Origin of the sequence: Priestia sp. 179-F W1.4 NHS (genome assembly GCF_045369295.1) — a bacterium.
GTDB classification, from domain to species: domain Bacteria; phylum Bacillota; class Bacilli; order Bacillales; family Bacillaceae_H; genus Priestia; species Priestia zanthoxyli.
The window spans coordinates 46,590-70,541 of the sequence record NZ_JBIQFF010000003.1 but is presented as its reverse complement, the minus strand read 5'-3'; the positions used below and the strand labels follow the sequence as shown (position 1 = coordinate 70,541).

General features: G+C 38.8%; 20 protein-coding genes. 3 read left to right on the top strand and 17 right to left on the bottom strand.

Translation table 11 applies throughout. The annotated features are described in order from the left end of the window. Window positions 1–157: 157 nt before the first annotated feature. From ACH0CI_RS15595 to ACH0CI_RS15565, 7 genes are all read right to left on the bottom strand, one after another. Window positions 158–1,372 carry a cystathionine gamma-synthase family protein gene (locus ACH0CI_RS15595; protein WP_335387890.1) on the bottom strand — a complete coding sequence of 405 codons (1,215 nt, stop codon included), beginning with the start codon at window positions 1,370–1,372 and terminating at the stop codon, window positions 158–160. 196 nt (window positions 1,373–1,568) lie between these two features. Further along, entirely contained in the window at window positions 1,569–1,700 is a 132-nt protein-coding gene (locus ACH0CI_RS15590) for a hypothetical protein (protein WP_255900469.1), read from the bottom strand. A gap of 135 nt (window positions 1,701–1,835) precedes the next feature. Next, window positions 1,836–3,713, bottom strand: a complete 1,878-nt coding sequence (locus ACH0CI_RS15585; protein WP_406901819.1) for a sigma-54-dependent Fis family transcriptional regulator — start codon at window positions 3,711–3,713, stop codon at window positions 1,836–1,838. Window positions 3,714–3,976: 263 nt separating this feature from the next. After that, window positions 3,977–5,356: a dihydrolipoyl dehydrogenase gene (gene lpdA, locus ACH0CI_RS15580; protein WP_406901818.1), complete on the bottom strand. Its 1,380-nt coding sequence runs from the start codon at window positions 5,354–5,356 to the stop codon at window positions 3,977–3,979. A gap of 16 nt (window positions 5,357–5,372) precedes the next feature. Further along, complete coding sequence (locus tag ACH0CI_RS15575) at window positions 5,373–6,599, bottom strand: dihydrolipoamide acetyltransferase family protein (RefSeq protein ID WP_406901816.1); 1,227 nt, start codon at window positions 6,597–6,599, stop codon at window positions 5,373–5,375. A 25-nt stretch (window positions 6,600–6,624) separates the two neighbouring features. Continuing rightward, a complete protein-coding gene (locus tag ACH0CI_RS15570) occupies window positions 6,625–7,659 on the bottom strand; it encodes an alpha-ketoacid dehydrogenase subunit beta (protein ID WP_406901815.1) in 1,035 nt (344 codons plus the stop codon). Window positions 7,660–7,677: 18 nt separating this feature from the next. Next, a complete protein-coding gene (locus tag ACH0CI_RS15565) occupies window positions 7,678–8,670 on the bottom strand; it encodes a thiamine pyrophosphate-dependent dehydrogenase E1 component subunit alpha (RefSeq protein WP_406901814.1) in 993 nt (330 codons plus the stop codon). 456 nt (window positions 8,671–9,126) lie between these two features. Here ACH0CI_RS15565 and ACH0CI_RS15560 point away from each other — a divergent pair, with 456 nt between their 5' ends. Next, entirely contained in the window at window positions 9,127–10,461 is a 1,335-nt protein-coding gene (locus ACH0CI_RS15560; RefSeq protein WP_209151511.1) for an ArsB/NhaD family transporter, read from the top strand. 79 nt (window positions 10,462–10,540) lie between these two features. On the opposite strand, the gene ACH0CI_RS15555 is transcribed toward ACH0CI_RS15560, so the two are convergent. The 3 genes from ACH0CI_RS15555 to ACH0CI_RS15545 all read right to left on the bottom strand — a co-directional run bounded on the left by ACH0CI_RS15555 (window position 10,541) and on the right by ACH0CI_RS15545 (window position 13,973). Then, window positions 10,541–11,917 (bottom strand): NCS2 family permease, encoded by a 1,377-nt coding sequence (locus tag ACH0CI_RS15555; protein ID WP_406901812.1) that lies wholly within the window; start codon window positions 11,915–11,917, stop codon window positions 10,541–10,543. A 255-nt stretch (window positions 11,918–12,172) separates the two neighbouring features. Next, entirely contained in the window at window positions 12,173–12,499 is a 327-nt protein-coding gene (locus ACH0CI_RS15550) for a Na-translocating system protein MpsC family protein (protein WP_014460548.1), read from the bottom strand. 37 nt (window positions 12,500–12,536) lie between these two features. Next, the gene (locus ACH0CI_RS15545; RefSeq protein WP_406901810.1) at window positions 12,537–13,973 is read right to left on the bottom strand and encodes an NAD(P)-binding domain-containing protein; all 1,437 of its coding nucleotides are present in this window, start codon (window positions 13,971–13,973) and stop codon (window positions 12,537–12,539) included. Window positions 13,974–14,364: 391 nt separating this feature from the next. Here ACH0CI_RS15545 and ACH0CI_RS15540 point away from each other — a divergent pair, with 391 nt between their 5' ends. Then, window positions 14,365–15,267 (top strand): COX15/CtaA family protein, encoded by a 903-nt coding sequence (locus tag ACH0CI_RS15540; RefSeq protein WP_406901808.1) that lies wholly within the window; start codon window positions 14,365–14,367, stop codon window positions 15,265–15,267. A gap of 44 nt (window positions 15,268–15,311) precedes the next feature. On the opposite strand, the gene ACH0CI_RS15535 is transcribed toward ACH0CI_RS15540, so the two are convergent. The 7 genes from ACH0CI_RS15535 to ACH0CI_RS15505 form a co-directional block, all read right to left on the bottom strand. After that, entirely contained in the window at window positions 15,312–16,196 is an 885-nt protein-coding gene (locus ACH0CI_RS15535) for an SDR family oxidoreductase (RefSeq protein WP_406901807.1), read from the bottom strand. 341 nt (window positions 16,197–16,537) lie between these two features. Then, window positions 16,538–17,032 carry a universal stress protein gene (locus ACH0CI_RS15530; RefSeq protein WP_026106550.1) on the bottom strand — a complete coding sequence of 165 codons (495 nt, stop codon included), beginning with the start codon at window positions 17,030–17,032 and terminating at the stop codon, window positions 16,538–16,540. Window positions 17,033–17,182: 150 nt separating this feature from the next. After that, window positions 17,183–17,479 carry a cytochrome o ubiquinol oxidase subunit IV gene (gene cyoD, locus ACH0CI_RS15525; RefSeq protein WP_028413717.1) on the bottom strand — a complete coding sequence of 99 codons (297 nt, stop codon included), beginning with the start codon at window positions 17,477–17,479 and terminating at the stop codon, window positions 17,183–17,185. Beyond that, on the bottom strand, window positions 17,480–18,079 hold the full coding sequence (gene cyoC / locus ACH0CI_RS15520; protein ID WP_335707926.1) for a cytochrome o ubiquinol oxidase subunit III: 600 nt from the start codon (window positions 18,077–18,079) through the stop codon (window positions 17,480–17,482). It abuts the gene before it with no gap. Between the two features lies 1 nt (window position 18,080). Beyond that, window positions 18,081–20,048, bottom strand: coding sequence for a cbb3-type cytochrome c oxidase subunit I (locus tag ACH0CI_RS15515; RefSeq protein WP_406901806.1), 1,968 nt, complete (start codon window positions 20,046–20,048; stop codon window positions 18,081–18,083). 1 nt (window position 20,049) lies between these two features. Next, complete coding sequence (locus tag ACH0CI_RS15510; RefSeq protein ID WP_221833694.1) at window positions 20,050–20,988, bottom strand: cytochrome c oxidase subunit II; 939 nt, start codon at window positions 20,986–20,988, stop codon at window positions 20,050–20,052. 422 nt (window positions 20,989–21,410) lie between these two features. Beyond that, on the bottom strand, window positions 21,411–22,304 hold the full coding sequence (locus tag ACH0CI_RS15505) for a TetR/AcrR family transcriptional regulator (RefSeq protein ID WP_406901805.1): 894 nt from the start codon (window positions 22,302–22,304) through the stop codon (window positions 21,411–21,413). Between the two features lie 267 nt (window positions 22,305–22,571). Here ACH0CI_RS15505 and ACH0CI_RS15500 point away from each other — a divergent pair, with 267 nt between their 5' ends. Further along, window positions 22,572–23,804: a cytochrome P450 gene (locus ACH0CI_RS15500; protein ID WP_335707923.1), complete on the top strand. Its 1,233-nt coding sequence runs from the start codon at window positions 22,572–22,574 to the stop codon at window positions 23,802–23,804. The last annotated feature ends 148 nt before the right edge of the window (window positions 23,805–23,952 follow it).

The following is a 23,952-nucleotide window of genomic DNA, read 5'->3' as shown; positions in this document are numbered from 1 at the left end:
AATTTATCAGTATACCTACAAAATCAGACGAAAAAATACACGTGCAGTTTAATTTCTCAGCTTTATTCCACAATATCTCTGCAATTTTGAAGAAACGTCTACCAACTAAAAAGAGTTGCTTACCTTATTTTTATTTAAAAAAGTAATACATGTCTTTTTAATTACTAATAGGTGATGCAGATTCTAAGTGAGCAAATGCTTGTTCTAAGTCTGCAATTAAATCTTCCGTATCTTCAATTCCTACAGATATGCGAACCAGTCCTTCGGATATTCCAAGAGCTTTACGTTCTTCAAGCGTACATTCTACGTGACTAGTCGTTCTTGCCGGACCGTAAATCGTTTCAACCGCTCCTAAATTACCGGCTTTATTTGCATACGTTAACTTTGGCAGCAAAATTTTAATAGCTTCCATTTCTCCTTTTAACACAAAGCTTAATATTCCGCCAAAGCCTTTCATTTGTTTTTTGGCAATATGATGATGAGGGTGTGTTTCCAATCCAGGATAATAGACGGCTTCAACCGCTTCTTTCTTTTGAAGAAATTTAGCAATTTCCAAAGCGCTTCGTTCTTGTTGACGTATACGTAATTTTAACGTCTTCATTCCTCTTAAAATAAGATACGCTGACATAGGGTCCATGGTCGCGCCATTGATCTCACGGTAGTGATACACATGCTGTATTAATTCTTTAGAGCCGCATACTACTCCTCCTAAGGCATCCGCATGTCCGCTTAAAAATTTTGTGGCGCTGTGAATGACAAGATCTACTCCTAATTGAAGAGGGTTTTGGTTAATTGGTGTCGCAAACGTATTATCAATAATGACCACTGCCCCTACCGATTTCCCTGCTTTCGCTATTCTTTCAATATCAATAATTTTCATCGTAGGATTTGTAGGTGACTCTAAATACAGCACTTTACATCCTTTATTTACTGCCGCTTCAATTTCTTCATGATTTCCCGTATTACATAAGGTTACATCCACTCCAATGTTAGGAAGAAACTCAGTGAAGATTTTGTTTGTTCCTCCATATGTATCTTTTACCGATACGACTCGGTCTCCGGGTTTTAAAAACGTGTATAATGTGCTGCTAATAGCCGCCATGCCGGAAGAAAATGCGACCGCTTCTTCTGCTTCTTCGAGTATCCTTACTTTTTCTTCAAAAGCTTTAACCGTAGGATTACTCATGCGATTATACGTATAGCCTGGTTTGTTTCCTAACGCAACTTCTTGCCATTCGTCTACATCATCATAATTGTAAGCTACGCTGAAGACGACGGGAACTTGAGTGGCATTGTAAGCAAGCGATTCTTTTTCTCCTGCCCATACCGCTTTTGTTCCGTCTTGTACATTTTTAAACTGTTTGTCTGTCATTCACTCATCACCTCTGGTTTTGTTAATTAGATATTGATTAAATTATATATTGTATACAATATACTGTATATAGTACAGAATAATCTGATAATAAAATATACGTACACTCCTCATTAAATTTAAAAAAGATCGAGATATAACGAAAGCAATTCAATCTAACGACGAACAAATAGGATACATGAGCTGAACGCTTGTGTCACGGCAGTTGATTCCGTACAAGACTTCGCTTTCCGCGGGCGGCCGCTGAGCCTTCTCGTCGCATACGCTCCTGTGGAGTCTCCCCTGTTCCGCTTTTTCGGCAGGAGTTTTCGTCTTGCCCTCCAATCAACTACTAGAAGAACTTAAAACGAATCGAAACTACGCTTATCATAACAAAAAAAACGAACCACTAATCAAAAATCTTGATCAATCAATGGTTCGTTTTTTACTTTTTCTAAATTTAAAACAGCTAGAAACTCTCAGCTTATAAATTGAATTTTTTTAATCTGTTATAAAATGTACTTCTTGGTATATCTAACAGCTTAGCAGCAAGCGACACATTTCCCTGCGTTTTACGTAAAGCATCCATCATCAAGTCTTTTTGAACTTTTTCACGAAATGTGAGTGCGGATAGGGACGTAAAACCGTTTTCTTCTATTTCTTGTGAAGTATCAGAGTGAGAGATGTCCCTCTGACCACCAAGATGTAAAGAACTCAAATAACTCAATATTGTCTCTTTTTCTGTGTCCGCGTTTAGTGAAATTTTCAAGCGTTCAAGTACATTAAATAATTCTCGAACGTTTCCGGGCCACTGGTAATCTATCAATTTATCTACTAGTTCCTTGGGGAAATTCATATTCCAATCATTCGTTTGACAAAAGTACCGCATAAGATGCGGAATATCTTCTTTTCTTTCCCGTAAAGGCGGAACATGCACGGGGTACACGTGAAGCCGGTAGTATAAATCTTCTCGAAACTTCCTTTCATTGACAAGTTGGCGAAGATCTCGATGAGTAGCGGTAATAATCCGGATGTCTACCGGAATTTCCTGATTGCTTCCCACAGGCGTGACCTTGCGCTCTTGCAATACTCTTAACAAAGAAACTTGCATAGAATGAGGAAGCTCACCTATTTCATCAAGAAAAATCGTACCATGATTAGCCTGTTCAAACTTCCCTTGATATCCTTGACGCCGTGCTCCTGTAAAGGCTCCTTCCGCATAGCCAAATAATTCACTTTCCATAAGTTCCTTCGGAATGGCACCACAATTAAGAGCAATAAAAGGCCCGTTTTTACGCGAACTGTTTTCATGAATCGTTCTCGCCACTACTTCTTTTCCAGTACCTGTTTCCCCTAAAATATAGACCGTTGTATCCGTAGGAGCCGCCTGCTTTATTTCTTCTAATGTTCGCTGAAAGGATCGGCTTATGCCTGCTTCTCCTTTAAAACAAAATGATTGAGCAGAGATCTGTTTAGTTATTTGGTTATGAGTCGTTTCTTCTGATAAGTAAACAATCTTTCCAATAGAACGACCGTGTCTTTTTGAAATGACAGGCACTTCCATCACTATACGAAATCCCTGTTGTACAATCGTATTCAACTGTTGTCCTGACCATTTAGGTATACATTCCCGAACGGTTTTACTTGCTCCTACAATCACTTCTTTGTAATTGCAAAGCAGCAAGAGCTGCTTGCTATCGACAAAATTCATAGAAGCATGAACCAACTCAATTTCGTCTTTGTGCATTCGAATGCTTAACTCCCGTTCGATTGTATACGCAATGGACGTAACCATTCCAAGCATATAAGGATGCGCTCTGTTTACGGGACAGGAAATATTAATAATCCCAATTAAATTTCCGTCGTCATTTCGAACAGGCGCCGCCGAACAGCTCCATTGATGCGAAGCAATCGAATAATGTTCTGTACCTGTTATCATAATGGGTTCTTCCGTTTGCAGAGCCGTCCCGATTGCATTTGTTCCTACTTCTTTTTCTGTCCAACAGGCACCTTCCACAAAATTAATTTTTCTTGCTTCATTCAGTGTAAGTCTATTTCCTGTAATAGATAAAATATAGCCTTCTGGGTCAATTAATAGAGCAACCATTCCTAAATCTGCCGCTGATTGTCTGATTCTTTCTAAGTGCGGCAACGCCGTTTCAAGAAATAAAGAGTTCATTTGTTTTCGAGAATGAAAATCTTCGTTTCTTAAAATCGATCTGCCTTTATCTAGGTAAGGGTTAACATCTGCGCTTTTACAGCGGTGCCACGATTTTACAATGATGTCGTTTAACCTTGAAGATTCAAGTGCTCCTTCGTTTACAAAACGTTTCCATGTGTTTAAAGAAAGTGTGGATTCCATTTCTTACCTCTCCCCTATAAACTTAATTGAATATAGTAAATCAAGGCTTGTTACTATTATTATAAATCACAAAGAAAACGTTATCATTACCAAAGATAGATTCTTAAGCTCACGTTATGTAAAAATTAATAGAAAAACTAGACGAGGATGCAGGAAAATCCCTATACCTCTCCCATGATTCCTTCATCCTCTAGTTTACTTTTTAAATCATTCATTTTTACTTTTCATCCTTAAAGAGCTTAATAACTTGAGCACTTGTATAATCATGAGTGAACGGCCTGACCCGTTGAATGCAAAAGAGCTTCATGAATTGCTTCGGATAATGTAGGATGAGCAGCGATAAAGTCTTCCATTACATCCGTGGTCAACTCCCCGTGCAGCATGATGGTTCCTTGTCCAATTAATTCTGTAGCATGTGCACCTACAATGGAAAACCCAATAATTTCATTAAACTGCGGTTCTACGATTACTTTCACTTTTCCAACAGAATCATTTTCAATCATCGCTTTGCCGTTTGCCGTAAACGAAAATTCTCCGATACGAACATCACCGTATTTTTCTCGGGCCTGTTTTTCTGTCAAACCCACACTTGCAATTTCAGGATGAGTATAGATGCAGCGTGGTACAGCTCGGTAATTCACGCTCTTATCTTTTCCGTATGCATGCAAAGCAGCAACTGTGCCTTCATGAAAGGCTACATGAGCAAGCTGAATTCCACCGACTACATCTCCACAAGCATAGATATTAGGTATATTCGTTTGCATATGCTCATTAACATCAATTCCTTGTTTTGAAAAATGTATGCCAAGCTTTTCTAAACCTAAACCTAGCACTCTAGGCTTTCTCCCAATTGAAATTAATGCATAGTCAGCCTGCAGTTCATGCAGTTCTTCTTTATGTTTAAATAGAGCCGTTTTATCTTCTGGCTGCATTTTTGTTAGCGAAGCGGATGTATAAATCGTTACGCCTTTTTTCTCTAACTCTTCCTGCAACATAAAGGCGATATCGGCATCTTCACCAGAAAGCAGCTGATCTGCCGCTTCCACAATCGTTACTTTTGTTCCCATTTGACTGTAAATGCTTGCAAATTCACACCCAATTACCCCTCCTCCTACTATCAAAAGAGATGAAGGGATAGCAGGCAGCGACATCGCTTGTCCACTGTGAATGATCCACTTTCCATCAAACGGAGCAAACGGCAGGCTAGCAGGTTCTGAACCTACAGCAATAATAAACTGTTCAGCCTCTATTTCTTCTACTGGATTTTCATTTCGCACGGCTAGGCGATGATTTGTCAAAAAAGAAGCTTCTCCTTTCATGACTTTAATACTGTTCTTTTTCATTAAATAGCCAATTCCCCTGACCAAGTTTTTAACAATGGTTGTTTTATGATGCTGAACGCCATCCCAGTTAATTTTCACTTGTTCTAAAGGAAGAGTGATGCCGAATTGCTCAGCTTGCTTTATTTTCTCATAGGCTTCCGCGCTTGCTAATAATGACTTTGTTGGCATACAACCCTCATTTAAACATGTTCCACCTAAATCTTTTTGTTCGATTAACGTAACTTGTTTTCCTTGCCGGGCGGCAGTGATTGCCGCCACATATCCTGCAGGACCGCCGCCAATGACAACTAAAGGTTTCATGGAATGCACCACCTTTCTATAAGAGTAGTAAAATAGGTTGCTCTAAGTATTGTTTAATAGTTCCAAGGAAATTAGCTGCAGGTGCTCCGTCCAGTACGCGATGATCAAACGTCAGGCTTAAAGGCAGCACGTTTCTTCTTTGTAAATTCTCTCCTATATACATAGGTACATCTTCAGTAGCTCCCACACCAAGGATTCCTGTTTCAGGCGGGTTCAATATAGGTGTAAAATACTCTACTCCGTAGGCACCGAGATTAGTAATAGTGAATGTGGAACCTTGCATGCTATCAGTACTCAACTGACCTTGCCGAGCATCTGCTGCTCGTGTTTTTATCTCTGCAGCTAATTCAACTAACGGCATTTTTTCAGCATGTTGCACAACAGGAACAACTAGCCCATTTTCTAAAGCCACGGCCATTCCAAGATGAACATGATGATAGAGATGAATTTCGTTATCGATATACGCACTGTTCATTTGCTTGTGTTCTTGAAGTGAAAGAACAACAGCGCGAGCAATAAAATCAGTTAGAGAGATTTTTACACTATGGCGTTGTTGAATCACTTCTTTAATTTCTCGTTGAAGAGACAGCAAATCCGTCACGTCAGCTTTCATATTAATCGTTAATTGAGCACTGTTTAGTAAGCTATTATGCATTCTGCCTGCAATGACTTTCCTCATCCCCGCTACTGGAAGCGTTTCTTTTTTTGTAGCTTTATCTATTTCAACTGGTGGATGACTTGTTTCTGAAGCTTTTTCTGTCAGCACTTTCTCTACATCCGCTTTTGTGATTCTTCCTTTTGGTCCCGTGCCTTTAATCATTTCAATGTCAAGGTTTTCAGATTCTGCTATTTTCCGTGCAATTGGTGAAATGCGCACAGTTTCTTTGCTCCTCTTTGATGAAGCTACGTTTGCTGGTGGCTCTTCTAAAGAGATAGTGGCGGCTACCTCGTTTTTAGGAGCCTGAAGCTCATTTGCTGAACTGCTTTGCTCAGTAAGCTGCTCGTTTGGATTTCCAACATAACAGATAATCGTTCCAGGAGGCACACCTACATCTTCTTGCACAAGGATATCAAGAATCACACCGTCCTGCGGCGCTTCAATTTCCATTTCTATTTTTTCAGAATTAATACTTGCAATCATATCTCCTTTTGAAACGGAGTCTCCCACTTTTTTATTCCATGTCGAAACGGTTCCTTCTTTCATTGCCATACCTAGTTTTGGCATTACAACCTCTGCAGCCATTTGCTTCCTCCTCCTTTCTCTTTACTTACACGCTTAGAAGCGATGTATCTCCTAGCAACTCCGATACAACTTCAATTACTTTTTGCGGTGTTGGCAGATAAATATCTTCTAATGGAGGTGAAAATGGTACAGGTGTATGTGGTGCTGTAATTCGTTTAATAGGTGCATCAAGCATATCAAATCCTTTATCAGCAACTAGCGCAGCAATATCTGTTGCGATGCTGCATCTTGGGTTAGCTTCGTCAATAACAATTAATCGATTCGTTTTTTCTACAGAAGAAAGAATCGTCTCTTCGTCAAAAGGTGATAGACTTCGCGGATCGACTACTTCTACGTCAATTCCTTTGTGAGATAATTGATCTGCGGCTGTAAGTGCAGTATTTACTTGTTTGCCAATCGCTACAATAGTTAAATCTGTTCCTTCGCGTTTCACGTCTGCTTTTCCTAATGGAATCGTATAATAGCCTTCAGGAACCTCACCTTTCATGTTGTACAATGTTTTGTCTTCAAAAAAGATAACCGGATCATTGTCTTCAATTGCTGCTAATAATAAACCTTTTGCATCGTAAGGGGTAGAAGGCACCACTACTTTAATACCAGGAATGCTAGTAAACAAAGCATACAAGCTCTGAGAATGCTGAGCCGCAGCTCTGAATCCAGCTCCATGAGTCGTTCGAATCGTGACGGGCACTTCTGCTTTTCCTCCGAACATGTATCTAAATTTTGCGCCTTGATTCAGCACTTGATCTAAGCAGCAGCCAATAAAGTCATTAAACATTAATTCTGCAACCGGTCTTAACCCCGTAGCTGCCGCTCCCATTGCAGCTCCTATATAAGCTGCTTCTGAAATAGGCGTATCAAGAATTCGTTCACGTCCAAATTCTTGTACAAGTCCCTTTGTCACTCCAAGGACACCGCCCCAAGCCTCATCATCTTGCAGGTGGTCAATTTCCGCTCCGCCAGCTACATCTTCTCCCAGCAGAATCACATTCTCATCTTTTCGCATCGCTAGTTTCATTGCTTCATTGATAGCTTCAGACATACTTAATTTTCTAGTCATTTTCTTTTCCCCCTTTAATTAGTAAGATACATAAACATCTGTTAATAGTTCGGAAGCATCAGGATAATCGCTTGTTTCTGCTAGCTCAACTGCGCGTTTTACTGCTCTTTCTACGTCACTTTCAATATCTCTAAGCTCTTTTTCTGTTACTACTTGTTCTGAAAGCAAATAGTTTTCAAAAAGAGCAATCGCATCTTTTTCCTGAAGATGTTCTTTCTTTTCACTGCCTGATTTATACGTTTGTGCGTCGCCTTCGAAATGCCCGTAATTTCGATACGTTACACATTCAATTAACGTTGGGCCTTCCCCTCTGCGAGCTCGTTGAATCGCTTCAGCAGCAGCTTCATAAACAGCCATCACGTCTTTTCCATCCACTCGTACGCCTGGAATATTGTAAGATGCGGCACGGTCTGCAATCGTGCTGCAGCTTGAAGCATAAGAAAAGGGAGTTGCCTCTCCGTAGCCATTATTCTCAGCAACAAAAACAACAGGCAGTTTCCAAATGGCTGCTAAGTTAATTCCTTCATGAAACGTTCCTTCATTGCCCGCTCCGTCTCCGAAAAAGCAAACGCTTACATCTTTTGTCTTTTTATACTTAGCAGTTAAAGCAGAACCACATGCAAGCGGAAATCCTCCTCCTACAATTCCATTTGCTCCTAAAATTCCTTTATCTAAATCCGCGATATGCATAGATCCACCTTTTCCTTTGCCTAACCCGGTTACCTTCCCAAATAGTTCAGCCATCATTCCATCTAAATCGCCGCCTTTAGCAATACAATGACCGTGTCCACGATGAGTGCTCGTAATACTGTCACTGTCATTAAGGTGAGCGCACATTCCAACCGCTATCGCTTCTTCACCTGCATACAGATGAACAAAACCAGGCAGTACACCTTTTGCAAAAATTTGATGTACTTCATCTTCAAACTTTCGAATTTCTACCATTTTCTGATACATCCAGCTGGCTTTTTCTTTCGTAAGCTTTTCTGTTTTATTTTGAGCAGTTTTCATTATGGTAAGCCTCCTCATTTGATTATCAAACTTCACTTAATTACTCTTGCAAGTACCGTGCCAATATGAAAACCGCTTTATCTTAGCAATCCATTGTTTTATTTGTTCTCACAAAGTTAGACAAAATTGGACACTGTTCCAACTTTGTCTAACTTTGTCCGATATTAGAGGAATCAATTATGTAAACTGAATTTAAGGTGCATAATAAGCGTGTGGGTTGAAAATCACATGAATAATTAGCAAGAAAGCTTTTATGTAAATATGATATAATGCTGAAGGACTCGTCTTCATTTTAAAGAACACCAAAGCTTTTAAAGGAGGTTGGTTAAAGGAAAGCGGATTTTATAGAAGTTTCACCGTAAAGTTGGATGTAAATTAAACGATGAAAGATGAGGTGAAAACCTGGACAACATCCAAAGTTCTCGTCACTAGATGACATATCGCCAGGTTACTGTTATGCACAATGCAATTCAACACATTACAAGTTTTCATGTATACGCAGCCATTATTATATTTATCATTACATATTTTTTGATTATGACTGAGAAGATCAATCGCGCTTCAGCAGCTCTTTTAGGTGCTATATTGATGATTTTGTTAGGTATTGTCGATTTTAATAATGCTATTACCGAACACATTCAGTGGGAAACAATTGTCCTGCTTATGGGTATGATGATTTTAGTCGGCATCACAAATAAAACAGGCGTGTTTCAATACGCAGCCATCAAGTCTGCTAAAATTGCTAAAGGTGATCCGGTTCGAATTCTAGTTATTTTATCGATTTTAACAGGCGTCGGATCAGCTTTTTTAGACAATGTAACAACGGTGTTGTTAATTGTTCCGGTTACATTTTCGATTACTACTATTTTAAACATTAATCCTTTTCCGTTTCTTATATCAGAAGTGCTGTTTTCAAATATTGGAGGAACGGCAACTTTAATAGGCGACCCGCCTAATATCATGATTGGGGCAGCGAATCCTCACCTTGATTTTAATGCTTTTTTATTAAATTTAACTCCTGCAGTGCTGATTATCGGTGTTGTTACGCTGGGGATTCTTGTTCTTATCTATCGTAAAAAGTTAAAAGTAGAAGATAGTAAAAAGCAAGAGTTAATGAGTTTAAATGAAAAAGATTATATTCAAGATTCCGTTTTAATGAAAAAATCGTTAACGGTATTAGTATTAACGATTCTAGGTTTTACCCTGCATTCCGTTTTACATATCGATGCTGCTATGGTAGCTATTACAGGTGCAGCTGTGCTACTAGTAATCGGATTAAGAACTCATGATGAAGTAGAAAGCGCGTTTGATTCTGTGGAATGGACAACCATTATTTTCTTTGCAGGTTTGTTTGTTCTTGTCGGAGGCTTAATCGATGTAGGCATCATTAAAAAGCTGGCTGCTGGTGCGTTAAACGTTACAGACGGAAATATCGCACTGTCAGCTTACCTCATTTTATGGATTAGCGGAATTGCCTCAGCTGTTATTGACAATATTCCTTTTGTTGCTACAATGATTCCACTTATTCAAGATATGGCTCATGGAATGGGAATGAGCCCTGATTCTGCTCAAATCAGTGTACTATGGTGGTCACTGGCTCTAGGAGCGTGTTTGGGAGGAAACGGTACGTTAATTGGAGCGTCTGCCAACGTCATTGTAGCTGGTATGGCTGTTAAAAAAGGACATAAATTTTCGTTTATGGACTTTTTGAAAATTGGAGCTCCAATCACGCTCGTATCTCTTTTAATTTCAACGTTATATATCTTCCTTCGCTATCTTTTATTTCTGTAAGGGAGAGAGATTAAAATCTACACGATCAGTAAAAAAGACTTCTCAGCTGAGAAGTCTTTTTTGCTCTAGATATATGCGCTCAGGCAGCCCAGATGAAGTTGATAATAAAAGCGGCGCTAATGATGTACATAATCCAGTGGATTTCTTTCGCCTTGCCGGCTAACAATTTAACGAACGTATAAGATAAAAACCCTAGCGCTAAGCCTTCGCCGATACTAAACGTTAACGGCATCAAAATAATAGTGCAAAAAGCAGGTACAGCATCTGTTATCTCATCTAAAGGGATGTTTTTGATTTCCGTTAACATGAGAGCTCCAACCATAATTAAAATAGGCGCTGTAGCAAAAGCAGGAATAATGCTGATCAATGGAGTGAACAAAATACTGACTAAAAACAGCATGGCAACAACCAGTGCTTTAAGACCCGTTTTGCCTCCTTCTGCAATTCCTGCCGCGTTTTCTACATACGCGTTCATTGCGGTAGATCCCATAGCAGCACTGGCTACTGTCGCAAGAGAATCTGCCATAAGCGCTTTATCTAACCCTTTAATTTCCCCTTTTTCATCCATTAATCCAGCTTTTTTAGATAATCCAATCATCGATCCTAAATTATCAAATAGCTCCACAAGCGTAAATGAAAAAATAATAGAAAAAAGACCGTAATGAAGAGCTGATTTAATATCCATTTGTAAAAAAGTTTCTGACATGCTCGGCATTGAAAATGACACAACGCTGCTGATGCTTTTAGGTGCTTCTACTATGCCCAGCGCCATCCCGGCAATTGATACTAGCAAAATGCTAATCAGGGCAGCTCCTTTAATTTTTCGAGCAGTTAATACAGTTACCGCGATAAAACCTAATAAAGCAAGGAATGGGCCCGGTTTTGTAAGCTGACCAAGGGCTACTAAATTTTCTTTGTTGCTTACAATAATTCCTGCTTGTTTAAAACCGATAAAAGCGATAAATAGACCGATTCCAACGGAAATAGCACTTTTTAAAATAGCGGGTATCCCTTCAATAATCTTCCTGCGTAAGCCTGTTATGGTTAAAATAAAAAATACAACCCCTGAAATAAACACGGCTCCTAAACCTGTTTGCCATGTTAACCCTTCACCCAATACCACTGTATATGTAAAAAAAGCGTTTAGCCCCATCCCTGGTGCTACTGCAATAGGCATGTTCGCCCACAGTGCAAACAAAAGAGTTGCAAAAACAGTGGCAAAAATTGTTGCCGCAATTGCCGCTTCTTTTGGAATGCCTGCATCTGCTAAAATCGTCGGATTAACAAAGATAATATAGCTCATCGTCACAAAAGTCGTAATTCCCGCAAGAATTTCTGTTTTTACATCTGTTTTACGTTCTGTTAAATGAAACAGCTTATCTACCCATGAAGGATTAGGTGCTGATTTTTTTGTTAGTTCCATATGCTGAGTTTCCATTTTTTCATTCATCGCCACTTGCTTTTCACTCCTTTAATAATCGATTGGATTTTTTCAACTAGTTTTTACAGCCGCTTTATCAACAAGTGTATATTCAGTCATTTCCCCACTCCTTTTTTATGAAAATATGTATAAAAAGAACCGTGAAAACAGAAGGAAACCCTTCTATCTTCACGGCTCTTTGCTTCTGTAAACAGAAGATAAGCATCCGTCTTTTACGTTTTTTGCAAAACAAACGATTTCATCGAACGTTTTGCTATTTATATATAGAAGTTATTTAAAACAAATAACCGTACAAGAATTCTCAGTAGCAGGATCATAATCTCTAAATAAAGAAGTGACCTGGATATCGAATAATAGCTCCACTTTTTGCTTTAGCATTTTTTTATATTTAGTCGACAAAGCCGCATCAAGAGACATCACTAATTCTTTATATTCTTCACTGAGGGCGTCTAGCGCTGGCATTCTTTTTGATTGAGCTAGTATAAGAATTTTATTATCAATAATATCTATTTTTTGAGTATTCACGCCTACATTAAAAATTTCTTGGCTAATTTGAGTATACAAAGTAGCTATCTTCTTTTTAGAGATCGGCTCCATATGCTTCACCTTTTTCATTGTTAAAAATGTAGTTTTATTATGTTGTTTTCACTTGATTAGCGTCTTTTGACCAGCTGCCGATAAATTCAGGCTCATCATAGTCAAAGAAATTAGTTAAATTCTCATGGCGATTATCAATAAAAAGCTGATTGGCGACTTCTGAGACGAGCTTTGGTATCGCATATTTTAGCCCTGAAAGAGCGGATGCAGAAATTCCACAGCTAATTAAAGCGGAATAATTAAAAGCAAAAAGGCCATATACCATTTTTTGACCTTCCCTATTACGACTTAAAAAAGCAAAGCCGTTACTAAGGTAAGGATGGGCATCCAATACTGGGTTGGCAATTTCATGCGGTGCTTTGTAATGATCGTTCCAGCGAGCGATGTGTTTTTCAACAAGTTGCAACTCTGGACGCAGAGCCGGATCTGTTAGAAGTCCGGTGCTAATAATTAAATAGTCAAACGTAAACGTTCCCTGAGGAGTGGTTACAACTGCTTTGTCGTGTTTTTTCTCGACATCGAGCCACGGTGCATGTACGTGCAAATGAAAACCTGGCCATGAGGAAGCGCGTCCAAATGTATCATTCGTAGGCGGCTGATTGTATTCGAAAAAATGAGCCATCACTTCATATTTTTCAGCATCTGACAGAGCATGGAAACGCTCAATCATTCCTGAAGCTTCCATTTGTCTGATTGGATTAATACGCGGAAGTTCTTTTCGTCGAACAAATACATGAGCTTCAGCAACTCCTTCGGAAAGCGCATAGTTGGCGTTATCAAACGCCGAAGCTCCTCCTCCTAAAACAGCTACTTTTTTGTTCTTTAACGTAGTAAAATCAATCGTTTGTGAAGTATGAGAATAAAGATGAGGCGGCAATTTTTCAGAAATCATAGGCGGGACATGCCACTCTCCTCCTCCTTGAATTCCTGTAGCTAGTATAACTTTACGTGCCATCAGTGTAGGACATGCAGCTCCATTTCCTTCAATATGCAAGCGATGAATACCTGTTTCCGTCGGCTCAATTAACGTTAATTTTATTTCATTTGCCACAGGAAGGTTAAGAATACTCCGGTACCAGCGTAAATAATTCATCCAGTCTCCTCTTGGAATTTTGTCAAGAGCTTCCCAGCCCTCTGAGCCAAATTGTGCTTCCCACCACGCTTGAAACGTCAGTGAAGGAATTCCTAAATCGATAGATGTTAAGTTTTTGGGCGTTCTCAGCGTAATCATTCGTGCATACGTTTCCCACGGACCTTCTAAACCCGAACGGTTTTCATCAATAACAAGAATATTTGACACGCGTTCTCGCAGCAAGCCAAAAGCCGTTCCTAAACCGCTTTGACCTCCTCCAATAATGATTACATCGTATACGTGTCCACTTTTAGGGATAATTGGCTGTACTTCTGTTGGTTTCCTGAAAGAAAGGTAAGAAAGATCGGTTTCTACTCTTTTATTTAAAGCTTCTAAGCTCATCGTTATCTCTCCTTTCAATAAAGTTTCTCCGTGATAAAAAAGTTTATTTTATATCTAACATAAAATGATAGGTTTTATAACATCGTTTGATTTATATTTATATTATCACTTTTGGAATATGATTGTATCTCCATTCTCTCTAAAGTTTTTTTTGCAAATTGTATAAAATCACTAATATAATTTTTTATATCTTATGTATGAAAGCATATTTACATTGTTTAAAAGGAAAAAACCATTACAAAGCTTAGTGAAGAAAGCTTTTCTGACATCAAATTCAAGGAAAACATGTGCGAGTTTGTGACAGTTATTTGTTAATTACGCTCTACTACTTGACTATCGTATTCATCAAATCTATAGTCATAATTAGTAACTCAACAAAGGGAGTCAACGTATGAGAAATTTATTTAAAATAACAGCTATATTTACAACGATTGTTATGTTTATTTTAATGATTGCCGGCAGTCTGGTCACAACCACAGGATCTGGATTAGGGTGCGGAAACGAGTGGCCATTGTGTAACGGGCAGTTAATACCCGAATACGCAGTAGCAACAATGATTGAATATACGCATCGTTTGATTACCGCATTTGCAGGTCTTCTTGTTTTAGCATTTTCTATTTGGGCTTGGATTCGTTATCGCAGAAACCGTGAAGTGAAAATTTTAGCGATCATGAGTATTGCATTTATCGTTATCGAGTCGTTGCTCGGGGCTTCTGCCGTTATCTGGCCTCAGTCAGCTGAGGCGCTAGCCTTGCATTTCGGTCTTTCGCTTATTGCGTTTACCGGTGTATTTTCACTTTCAATATTTGTTATTCAAAAGGACCGTTCGGATCATTTTATTAAAGGAGCCGTTACAGGCAAATTTAGATGGCTCGCATGGTTTACGCTTATATTTACCTACTGCGATATTTATTTAGGTGCATATGTGCGTCACAAAGGTGCAAGCTTAGCGTGTACAAGCTTTCCAGCTTGTTATGGCAACACTCTTATTCCAAAGCTATCAGGAACAACAGGCATTCACTTTGCCCACCGATTTGCTGCTCTTGTGCTGTTTGTTCTTATCATTTGGATTATGGTATCTGCTATCAAACAGTATAAAGAAACTCGCCGTGATATTTACTACGCGTCCATCATTGCAGTTGCTTTAACCTTTGCTCAAATATTTAGCGGTATCTTTGTTGTCATGTCTCGTTTAAATGTCTTTGCTACACTGTCTCACTCGGCGTTTATTACAGCTTTATTCGCTACGCTTAGCTACATTTGTGTACAAACTTTAAAAGGTAAAAGACGATAAAACCAAAAAACACGTGCAGTTATGAACTGCACGTGTTTTTTGGTTTAAGCTAGTTCTATTCCGCCTGTAATTCCGTAAACTTGAGCTGTTACGTAGCTTGCATCCGTTGAAGCTAAAAATACGTATACATTTGCTAACTCTACCGGCTGACCAGCACGCTGCAAAGGTGTATCTTGTCCAAAGCCTGGAATAGCGTCGCTTGGCTGCCCTCCAGAAATTTGAAGCGGCGTCCAGATAGGTCCTGGAGCAACGGAGTTAACGCGAACACCTTTTGGAGCTAATTGCTTGGCTAGTCCGCGAGTGAATCCGTTAATGGCAAACTTTGTAGCTGCATAATCTAATAAATTAGGACTTGGGCTATAGCCTTGTACAGAACTTGTGGTAATAATAGAAGCACCTGCCGGTAAATAAGGCAGCGCTGCTTTTACGGTCCAATATAAAGAGAATACATTTACTTCAAAGGTTTTGCGCAGCTGATCCGTTTCTAAATCAGCAAGATCTTCTACTGCCTGCTGTTTACCTGCTACGAGCGCTAAAACGTCTAATCCATCTAATTCTTTATAAGCTTTTTCTACTAGCTCCTTGCAAAAAGATTCTTCGCCTACATCACCAGGTATGAGTACTGCTTTTCTGCCTTCTGCCTCAATAAGCTTTTTTACTTCTTCTGCATCAGTTTGCTCTTGTGGCAAGTAATTAAGCGCAACGTCCGCTCCTTCTCTTGCATAAGCGATAGCTGCTGCTCGGCCAATACCTGAATCCCCACCTGTTACAAGAGCTTTTCTGCCTTTTAATTTACCTGCACCTATGTAACTGTTCTCCCCGCAGTCTGGGATGACGTTCATTTCTTTTTGTACACCAGGCGGTTCTTGATACTGCTTTGGATAGTCTTCATGGAAATATTGAGTTAATGGATTATTTAACTTTGACATATTCGTCACTCCTTTATAAATCAACCTTAACCAACTAAGGAAAAGTTTTCTATATGCTTGTTCTTCCCCTCTTCTTCTTTCATAAACATGTTTGATGTGCTCTACTATCCTCACCTTTCTTTCTGCCATTCCCCTTCAATCAACAGCTGGATACATGAAAACTACATTCACCATCACAATAAAAAAATCCGAACGAGTCACGTTCTCTCTTGAGAACCTTGACTCCTTGTTCGGATCTTCTTTTAACTAAAATACGTTTCCCCCCACTCTTTAAATAAATGAAATGGTGAGAGCTTTGTATTTTGCTGTGCACAACAAGTTTTATTTCTCGTCTGTGTCTGCTACTCTGTTAGTTCTACTTGTAAAGGCTTTGATTCCTCTTCAGCTTCTTTAGGGGTGCGAACGATTAACACATCACATTTGGCATAGCGTAAAATATGCTGAGATACACTTCCGATTAAGATACGCTCTACCGCGTTTAACCCGGTTGCACCGCATACAATTAAATCAACGTGCTTATCGGGAGCAATTTTTTTAGATATTTTTGTTTTAGGAGAACCGTGTTCAATTAAGGTCTCGACTTTCGTTACTCCAGCCTTAATGGCTAGGTTACTATAGTTGGTTAAAAGTTCTTCAGCAAATTTCTCTGCATCTTGAAAGCGTGTATCCGTATAAAATGCATAAGGTGATGGACTTAACGCCTGTATATCGATAACGTGACAAATTATCAAATGAGCGTTATTTTTTTTCGCACTGTTAACTGCTTTTTTGAATGCCCACTCCGCTTCTACAGAACCGTCTACTGCTACGAGGATGTTACGATAAGCCATATTCATCATAATCTCTCCTTTAACATTCATTTATAAAGAACTTTCTTTGCTACACTTTTATTGTACTTCTTGCGCAAGCGAAAGTATGTGATTTTTATCACAAGTTATAGAAATTAATAAAAAATGGAGCCGCGCACATCGTACACGGCTCCATTTTTATTGAACTTGAGAGTTAAAAGTCATTATCCAAACAGATCCTGCTACAATCGTAATAACAAAAACGATTCCAAGTATTAAAGCCATCACATTATAACGAGGCTTCTCTCCGTCTTTAATATGCATAAAGAAAAACAATTGAACGAAAAATTGAAGCACGGCCATTCCTAGAATGCTAGCTAGTAATATATTTTTAGCAAGTACGTGGTTTAATACCAGCAGCAGAGGAATAACGGTTAAAATAATTGAGAAAATAAATCCGGTTGTATAAGCTTTTAACGACCCGTGGTTCTCCATCTACATCACCCCCATTAAATATACAACCGTATAAAGGAAGATCCAGACAGCATCAAGAAAATGCCAGTATAAGCTGATAATCGTCACTTTTCGTTTTGTTATAGAGGTAATTCCGTATCGTTTTAACTGGATTGTAATTGAAATCATCCAAATGATTCCGACAGAGACGTGCAGCCCGTGCGTACTAACCAGCGTGTAGAAAGCCGTAAAAAATGCGCTCGTAGAAATGGTTGCTCCTTCGTGAACCATAGTTTGAAATTCATGAATTTCAAGGCCAACAAAGCATATACCTAAAAGCAGAGTTACGATTAGCCAGCCAATTAAAGGCTTTATTTTTCCTTTGTGCATGCTTAATACAGCCAATCCGCTCGTAAAGCTGCTCGTTAATAAGATAAACGTTTCAGAAACAAATCCTGGAACTTCAAAAAATTCCTTTCCCGTAAGGCCTCCCGCAGTATGATTAACAAGAACGGCATACGTAGCAAATAATGCTCCAAATAAGATGCAGTCCGTTACGAGGAAAAGCCAAAAACCCATAACTTTGATTTCTTCATCATGTTCATGATGATGTTCTTCGTGGTGCGCTGTCGCATATGCCATGTTATCCGACCCTCCCTACTGAATCTTCTGTATGTTGAATTTCATCCACGGGAATATAATAGTCCGAGTTGTATTGAAAAGAACGAGCTAGTAAACAAGCTCCTACTCCTGTCAAACCGAATATCGCCACCCATACCCAGTGGAACGTTAAGCCAAAACCAGCAATGAACCAGAAAATCGACATGATAAATGGAATACCTGAATTCTTAGGCATATGAATTGGAGAAAAAGCCGCTGTTTCCTTCGCTTTTTTCTTTTTTCTTTCTTCTTTTATCGTCCACCACGCATCTTGCCCCGTTACTGTTGGAATCACTGCAAAATTGTAGTGCGGCGGAGGTGAAGGGATGGACCATTCTAATGTACGTCCATTCCATGGATCTCCTGTTACATCTCGTTCTCCGTACTTAATGCCATGAAGAATCTGCCATGCTTGAAAGATAAACCCTATGCCCATAAAGAAGGCTCCCACTGTAGAGATAACGTTCAGCGGTCCCCACCCCATGTCAAAATCGTACGTATAAATACGGCGCGTCATTCCCATAAACCCTAGTGCATATTGAGGCATGAAGCATACATAAAAACCAATATTCCACGTCCAAAATGCCCATTTGCCAAGACGGTCATTTAGTTTAAAGCCAAACATTTTTGGCCACCAATAGTACAAACCTGCAAAGAAGCCGAATACAACGCCTCCGATTAACACTTGGTGAAAGTGTGCAACTAAAAAGTAGCTATTATGATACTGATAGTCTGCGGGAGCTGCTGAAAGCATAACACCCGTTGCTCCTCCCACAACAAAGCACGGGATAAAAGCAATTGTCCATAGCATCGGCTGGGTCATTTGAATACGGCCGCGGAACATTGTAAATAACCAGTTGAACACTTTAACACCCGTTGGAATCCCGATGGCCATCGTGGTAATAGCAAAAAATACATTTACATTAGCACCTGCACCCATCGTAAAGAAATGATGCACCCACGTGAAATACGATAGAACGCTAATAATCATCATTGAAAAAACCATAGATTTATAGCCAAATATCTTCTTTTGAGAAAACGTTGCAACAATTTCAGAAAAAATGCCGAATGCCGGAAGCACAACAATATACACTTCAGGATGTCCCCACATCCAAATTAAGTTAATGTACATCATCGGATTTCCACCGCCGGTCATGGTAAACAAGTGTCCGTCAAAGAAGCGGTCGATAAACAATAAAGCAAGCGTTACGGTTAATACAGGAAACGCGAAAATGATAATAATACAGCTTGCTAGAACAGACCACGTGAATAGCGGCATATGCATAAGTTTCATGCCAGGAGCACGCATTTTTAAAATGGTCATAATAAAATTAATTCCAGAAGCCAAGCTGCCAATACCTGATATTTGAATGCCCCAAATATAAAAATCTTGACCTGGTCCAGGACTGAACTGCATGCCAGAAAGCGGCGGATAACTCAACCACCCTGCATCTGGCGATCCTCCGATTACAAACGACAAATTGAAAAGCATGGCGCCAAAGAAAAATAGCCAAAAGCTTACCGCGTTTAAAAAAGGATAGGCGACATCTCTTGCTCCAATTTGAAGAGGTACAACAATATTAAAGAAAGCAAACATAAGCGGCATTGCCATAAATAGAATCATAATGGTTCCGTGCGTAGTGAAAATTTCGTTGTAATGATTAGAATCTAGAAAATGCCACTGAGGAAATGCTAGCTGCATACGCATCAATAATGCATCTACTCCGCCTCGAAACAGCATTAACAATGAAGAGAGCATATACATGATTCCAATTTTTTTATGATCCACCGTTGTGAGGCACTCACGCCATAGCCACTTCCACTTTTTAAGATACGTAAGAATAAAAATAATACCGGCTAGTGTTAACAATATGGCGACATCGGCTCCGTAAATCATTGGCTCCCCTGTCACAAAAAAATGAGATGAAAAATCTTTTAATTTGTCTAACAACTTAGTTTCCTCCTTCCTGGTGCTCGTGCTGTGTATGTGCTTGTTCATCAGAAGCCACATTCATTGTCTTCATGTCTTCATTTTTCATATGGTGATGCTGACTATAATATTGACCACCGTTTTTAATGACAGTTTCTTGGAACAAACCTTTAGGAATGGTAGAATACGATTTCTCTAAAGAAAGACCTTGTTTTGCGAGACTGTTATAATCAGCTTTTGTTAAAGCTGGTGCTGTTTCTTTTACTTGCCTTACCCACTGATTAAATTCTTTTGTCGATGTAGATTTAACTTTAAAGTTCATATGAGCGAACCCTTCACCCGTAAAATTAGCACCTGAACCAAAATATTCTCCCTTGTGATTAGCTTGTAGCCAAAGCCCCATGGCCATTCCCGGCATTGTATATAATTGTCCTCCTAGCTGGGGTACCCAAAAGGAATTCATAGGTGCATCTGACGTTAGCACGAATTGAACGGGCACATTCTTTGGAATTTCGACATAGTTGACTGTCGCAATATCTTGATCCGGATATTGGAATAACCATTTCCAATCAAGAGACGTTACTTCAATCGTTAGCGGCTTTACATCTTTTTTCGGCGGATCTACTAATTCATAAGTCGTCTTGGCCGTAGCGAAACCTAAAATGCCAATAATAATAATGGGGATGCCCCACCAAATAAATTCAAGACGCTTGCTATCGTCCCAATCTGGTCGATACGGAGCCTTGTTTCCAGGCTTATCACGGTAGCGTAAAACGATATACACAAGCAGACCTAAAACAGGAATAACGACAATTGCGCATAAAATTATGGAAAAAATAATTAACTGGTATTCTTTTTGAGCTACCGCCCCCTGTGGATTTAAAATCAAATAACGACTATCACAGCCTGCTAAAAAAATTGTGATGAATACGGAGAGAATGATTAACTTGCCAATATGCATTGATTTTTGCTTTCTCACCTCAGCTCAGGCTCCCTTCCTTTAAATCTCTGTACATAATAATGGTATATAAACGTTCATATTAGAGATGCATCTCAACAGATCAAAGAGCTAAAAACCTCCTAACATATTGAAGTTTGTCATGACATATTGCTTACTCCTAAAAAATTATCATGTTGTATGTTTAAAAGGTGTGATATTTCTCACACTTGAAGCGATTTTTATTTAGTTTAAATGGCTTTACCATAATTTCGTCACATATTTGGTTAAATGTGGTGTGAAATATCTTTCTCCTAGCGCGTAGATTCCGATAAAAGTAAAAAAGCTCTTCCAGTTCTTATTAACTGGAAGAGCTTTTTGGGAGTAATGAAGTATGGAGCTTTATTTCTTACTAGTTTGTTTGCTTTACTTGCTGAAACATCCAATCAATCATTTTTTGTTAAGAGAGTCACGACTTCCTTATATTCCTCTAGCTCTTTGGTCTGTGCGAGAGTATTGATTTTCTCTAGCGATAAAAGAGAGCTCTGAATGATAAACGTGCGAGGCTCCTTATCATTTTGCAGTAATTCATCCGATATAAACGTAACAAATTCTAGACTTCTCTTTCGTTCCTCTTCATTTGTTAGTTTATTTTCAATCACCCGTTTTAACTTCGCAGTTACACGCGTCAGATCTGTCGAAAAATGACTTTCTGTTTTCTTATTAAATATCGCAGAGTAAACGGAAGGGTTAAATAACTGTTCTTTTTGTTCTGCTACTTCGATTATGATTTCCTCTGTACGCTTCATGCAATAACGGACAATTTGTTCAATAGGTAATGGATAGTCCAGCGCTTTGTTCATTTTAAACATATTGTTAAGCATTCCTTCTAGCAGCACAGCTCCATCAAATAAATAAGGAGAAGTCTTAGACGGAAAAATCTGCTGAAAACGTTCATATATCCAGTTGAATGTTGCAGCTTTTAATTCCTCTATATAATGAAATGTTTTAACTTCATTTAAAACGAGTGTACTTTCAATCATTTCAGGAATTTTGTTTTGCTCTGCAAAGTTCAGCATAAAGATCAGCTGTTCTTGAAATCCCTTCTGATTATCCCCTCTATATTCAATGGCTACTTTTTCTCTTTGTAGAATAAGCGATTCTTGCAGAGACGAAAGTAATGAGAGAAGCAGTTCGCTTTTAGATGAGAAATATTTATAAAATGTTCCTTTTGAAATCCCGCTTCTTTCTAATATATCTTGTACCGAAGTGTCTACGTATCCTTTTTCCATAAAAAGCTGGTGCGTATGCCCTAAAATATCGAGCTGTTTTTGATTCATTGCTGTTACTCCTCTGTTTACAATTTACTTTTTATTTAGTATAACTTATCTGCCTTTTCCTACTTGAATTTTATCCTTTTTCCTTGATAACCAAGTAAAAATAATTATATACTATTAGTATATTTTTATACATGTAGTATAAAAACGTACTAATAGTATATGTTAATTCCCCAAAGTAACTATTTATCTAGCAAGTGACAACTACTGAGCGCTATGTAGCTAGTAAAGTCCACATCTATACCTATTTTGAAGGAGGAATAAGATCATATGAACAAAGAAGTCATTCCCGTGACAGAAATTCCAAAATTTCAATCACGTGCAGAAGAGTTTTTCCCTATACAATGGTATAAAGAAATGTTGAACAACTCCCCCGTTTATTTTCATGAAGAAACAAACACATGGAATGTATTCCAATACGAACATGTTAAACAAGTCTTGAGCAACTACGAATTTTTTTCAAGCGATGGACAAAGAACTACTATTTTTGTTGGAGATAATAGCAAGAAAAAAAGCACATCTCCAATCACCAACCTTACAAACTTAGATCCTCCTGACCACCGGAAAGCGCGATCTTTGCTTGCTGCCGCCTTTACTCCTCGCAGTTTAAAGAACTGGGAGCCGCGAATCAAACAAATTGCAGCAGACCTTGTAGAAGAGATACAAAAGAATTCAACTATTAATATTGTTGAAGATTTATCTTCTCCTTTTCCTAGTTTAGTTATAGCAGATTTATTCGGCGTACCGGTAAAAGACCGATATCAGTTCAAAAAGTGGGTAGATATTCTTTTTCAGCCTTATGACCAGGAAAGATTAAAAGAGATTGAACAAGAAAAGCAACGTGCAGGAGCTGAATATTTTCAATATCTCTACCCGATTGTCGTTGAAAAGCGCTCCAACCTTTCTGATGATATTATTTCAGACTTAATTCAAGCGGAAGTTGACGGTGAAACATTCACAGATGAAGAAATTGTGCACGCTACCATGCTGCTTTTAGGTGCAGGAGTTGAAACCACAAGTCACGCCATTGCAAATATGTTTTATTCTTTTTTATATGACGACAAGTCGTTATACAGCGAGCTGAGAAGCAATAGAGAATTAGCTCCAAAAGCAGTAGAAGAAATGCTTCGATATCGGTTTCATATCTCCAGACGAGATCGCACGGTTAAACAAGATAACGAGCTATTAGGCGTTAAGCTAAAAAAAGGAGATGTCGTTATTGCGTGGATGAGTGCATGTAATATGGATGAAAATATGTTTGAAAACCCTTTTTCTGTAGACATTCATCGTCCAAATAATAAAAAGCACTTAACGTTCGGAAACGGACCTCATTTTTGTTTGGGCGCCCCTCTTGCCCGACTTGAAATGACAATTATCTTAGAAGCATTTTTAGAGGTCTTTTCTCATATCGAACCATTTGAAGATTTTGAATTAGAACCGCATTTAACAGCTTCAGCTACGGGTCAATCTTTAACATACTTGCCCATGACGGTGTACAAATAAAGGTTATGTACGTAATAGAGCGGAGAAGCGTGAAAGAGGTTTACCTTCTCCGTCACGCTTCTCTTTTTGTTATTCCGTTATTTATTGGACTTTTAGGATCTCTGCTAAGTATTTATGTACTACACTTGAAGGCCTTCAATACCATCTA

Excerpts from the sequence above, each read along its gene's own strand:
- cyoC (WP_335707926.1), bottom strand. The coding sequence starts at position 18,079 with ATGGCATATGCGACAGCGCACCACGAAGAACATCATCATGAACATGAT.
- ACH0CI_RS15545 (WP_406901810.1), bottom strand. The coding sequence starts at position 13,973 with ATGAGCTTAGAAGCTTTAAATAAAAGAGTAGAAACCGATCTTTCTTAC.
- ACH0CI_RS15595 (WP_335387890.1), bottom strand. The coding sequence starts at position 1,372 with ATGACAGACAAACAGTTTAAAAATGTACAAGACGGAACAAAAGCGGTA.
- ACH0CI_RS15585 (WP_406901819.1), bottom strand. The coding sequence starts at position 3,713 with ATGGAATCCACACTTTCTTTAAACACATGGAAACGTTTTGTAAACGAA.
- ACH0CI_RS15510 (WP_221833694.1), bottom strand. The coding sequence starts at position 20,988 with ATGCATATTGGCAAGTTAATCATTCTCTCCGTATTCATCACAATTTTT.
- ACH0CI_RS15535 (WP_406901807.1), bottom strand. The coding sequence starts at position 16,196 with ATGTCAAAGTTAAATAATCCATTAACTCAATATTTCCATGAAGACTAT.
- ACH0CI_RS15570 (WP_406901815.1), bottom strand. The coding sequence starts at position 7,659 with ATGACTAGAAAATTAAGTATGTCTGAAGCTATCAATGAAGCAATGAAA.
- ACH0CI_RS15500 (WP_335707923.1), top strand. The coding sequence starts at position 22,572 with ATGAACAAAGAAGTCATTCCCGTGACAGAAATTCCAAAATTTCAATCA.
- ACH0CI_RS15550 (WP_014460548.1), bottom strand. The coding sequence starts at position 12,499 with ATGGAGCCGATCTCTAAAAAGAAGATAGCTACTTTGTATACTCAAATT.
- ACH0CI_RS15540 (WP_406901808.1), top strand. The coding sequence starts at position 14,365 with ATGAGAAATTTATTTAAAATAACAGCTATATTTACAACGATTGTTATG.
- cyoD (WP_028413717.1), bottom strand. The coding sequence starts at position 17,479 with ATGGAGAACCACGGGTCGTTAAAAGCTTATACAACCGGATTTATTTTC.
- ACH0CI_RS15530 (WP_026106550.1), bottom strand. The coding sequence starts at position 17,032 with ATGAATATGGCTTATCGTAACATCCTCGTAGCAGTAGACGGTTCTGTA.
- ACH0CI_RS15560 (WP_209151511.1), top strand. The coding sequence starts at position 9,127 with ATGCACAATGCAATTCAACACATTACAAGTTTTCATGTATACGCAGCC.
- ACH0CI_RS15575 (WP_406901816.1), bottom strand. The coding sequence starts at position 6,599 with ATGGCTGCAGAGGTTGTAATGCCAAAACTAGGTATGGCAATGAAAGAA.
- ACH0CI_RS15565 (WP_406901814.1), bottom strand. The coding sequence starts at position 8,670 with ATGAAAACTGCTCAAAATAAAACAGAAAAGCTTACGAAAGAAAAAGCC.
- lpdA (WP_406901818.1), bottom strand. The coding sequence starts at position 5,356 with ATGAAACCTTTAGTTGTCATTGGCGGCGGTCCTGCAGGATATGTGGCG.
- ACH0CI_RS15505 (WP_406901805.1), bottom strand. The coding sequence starts at position 22,304 with ATGAATCAAAAACAGCTCGATATTTTAGGGCATACGCACCAGCTTTTT.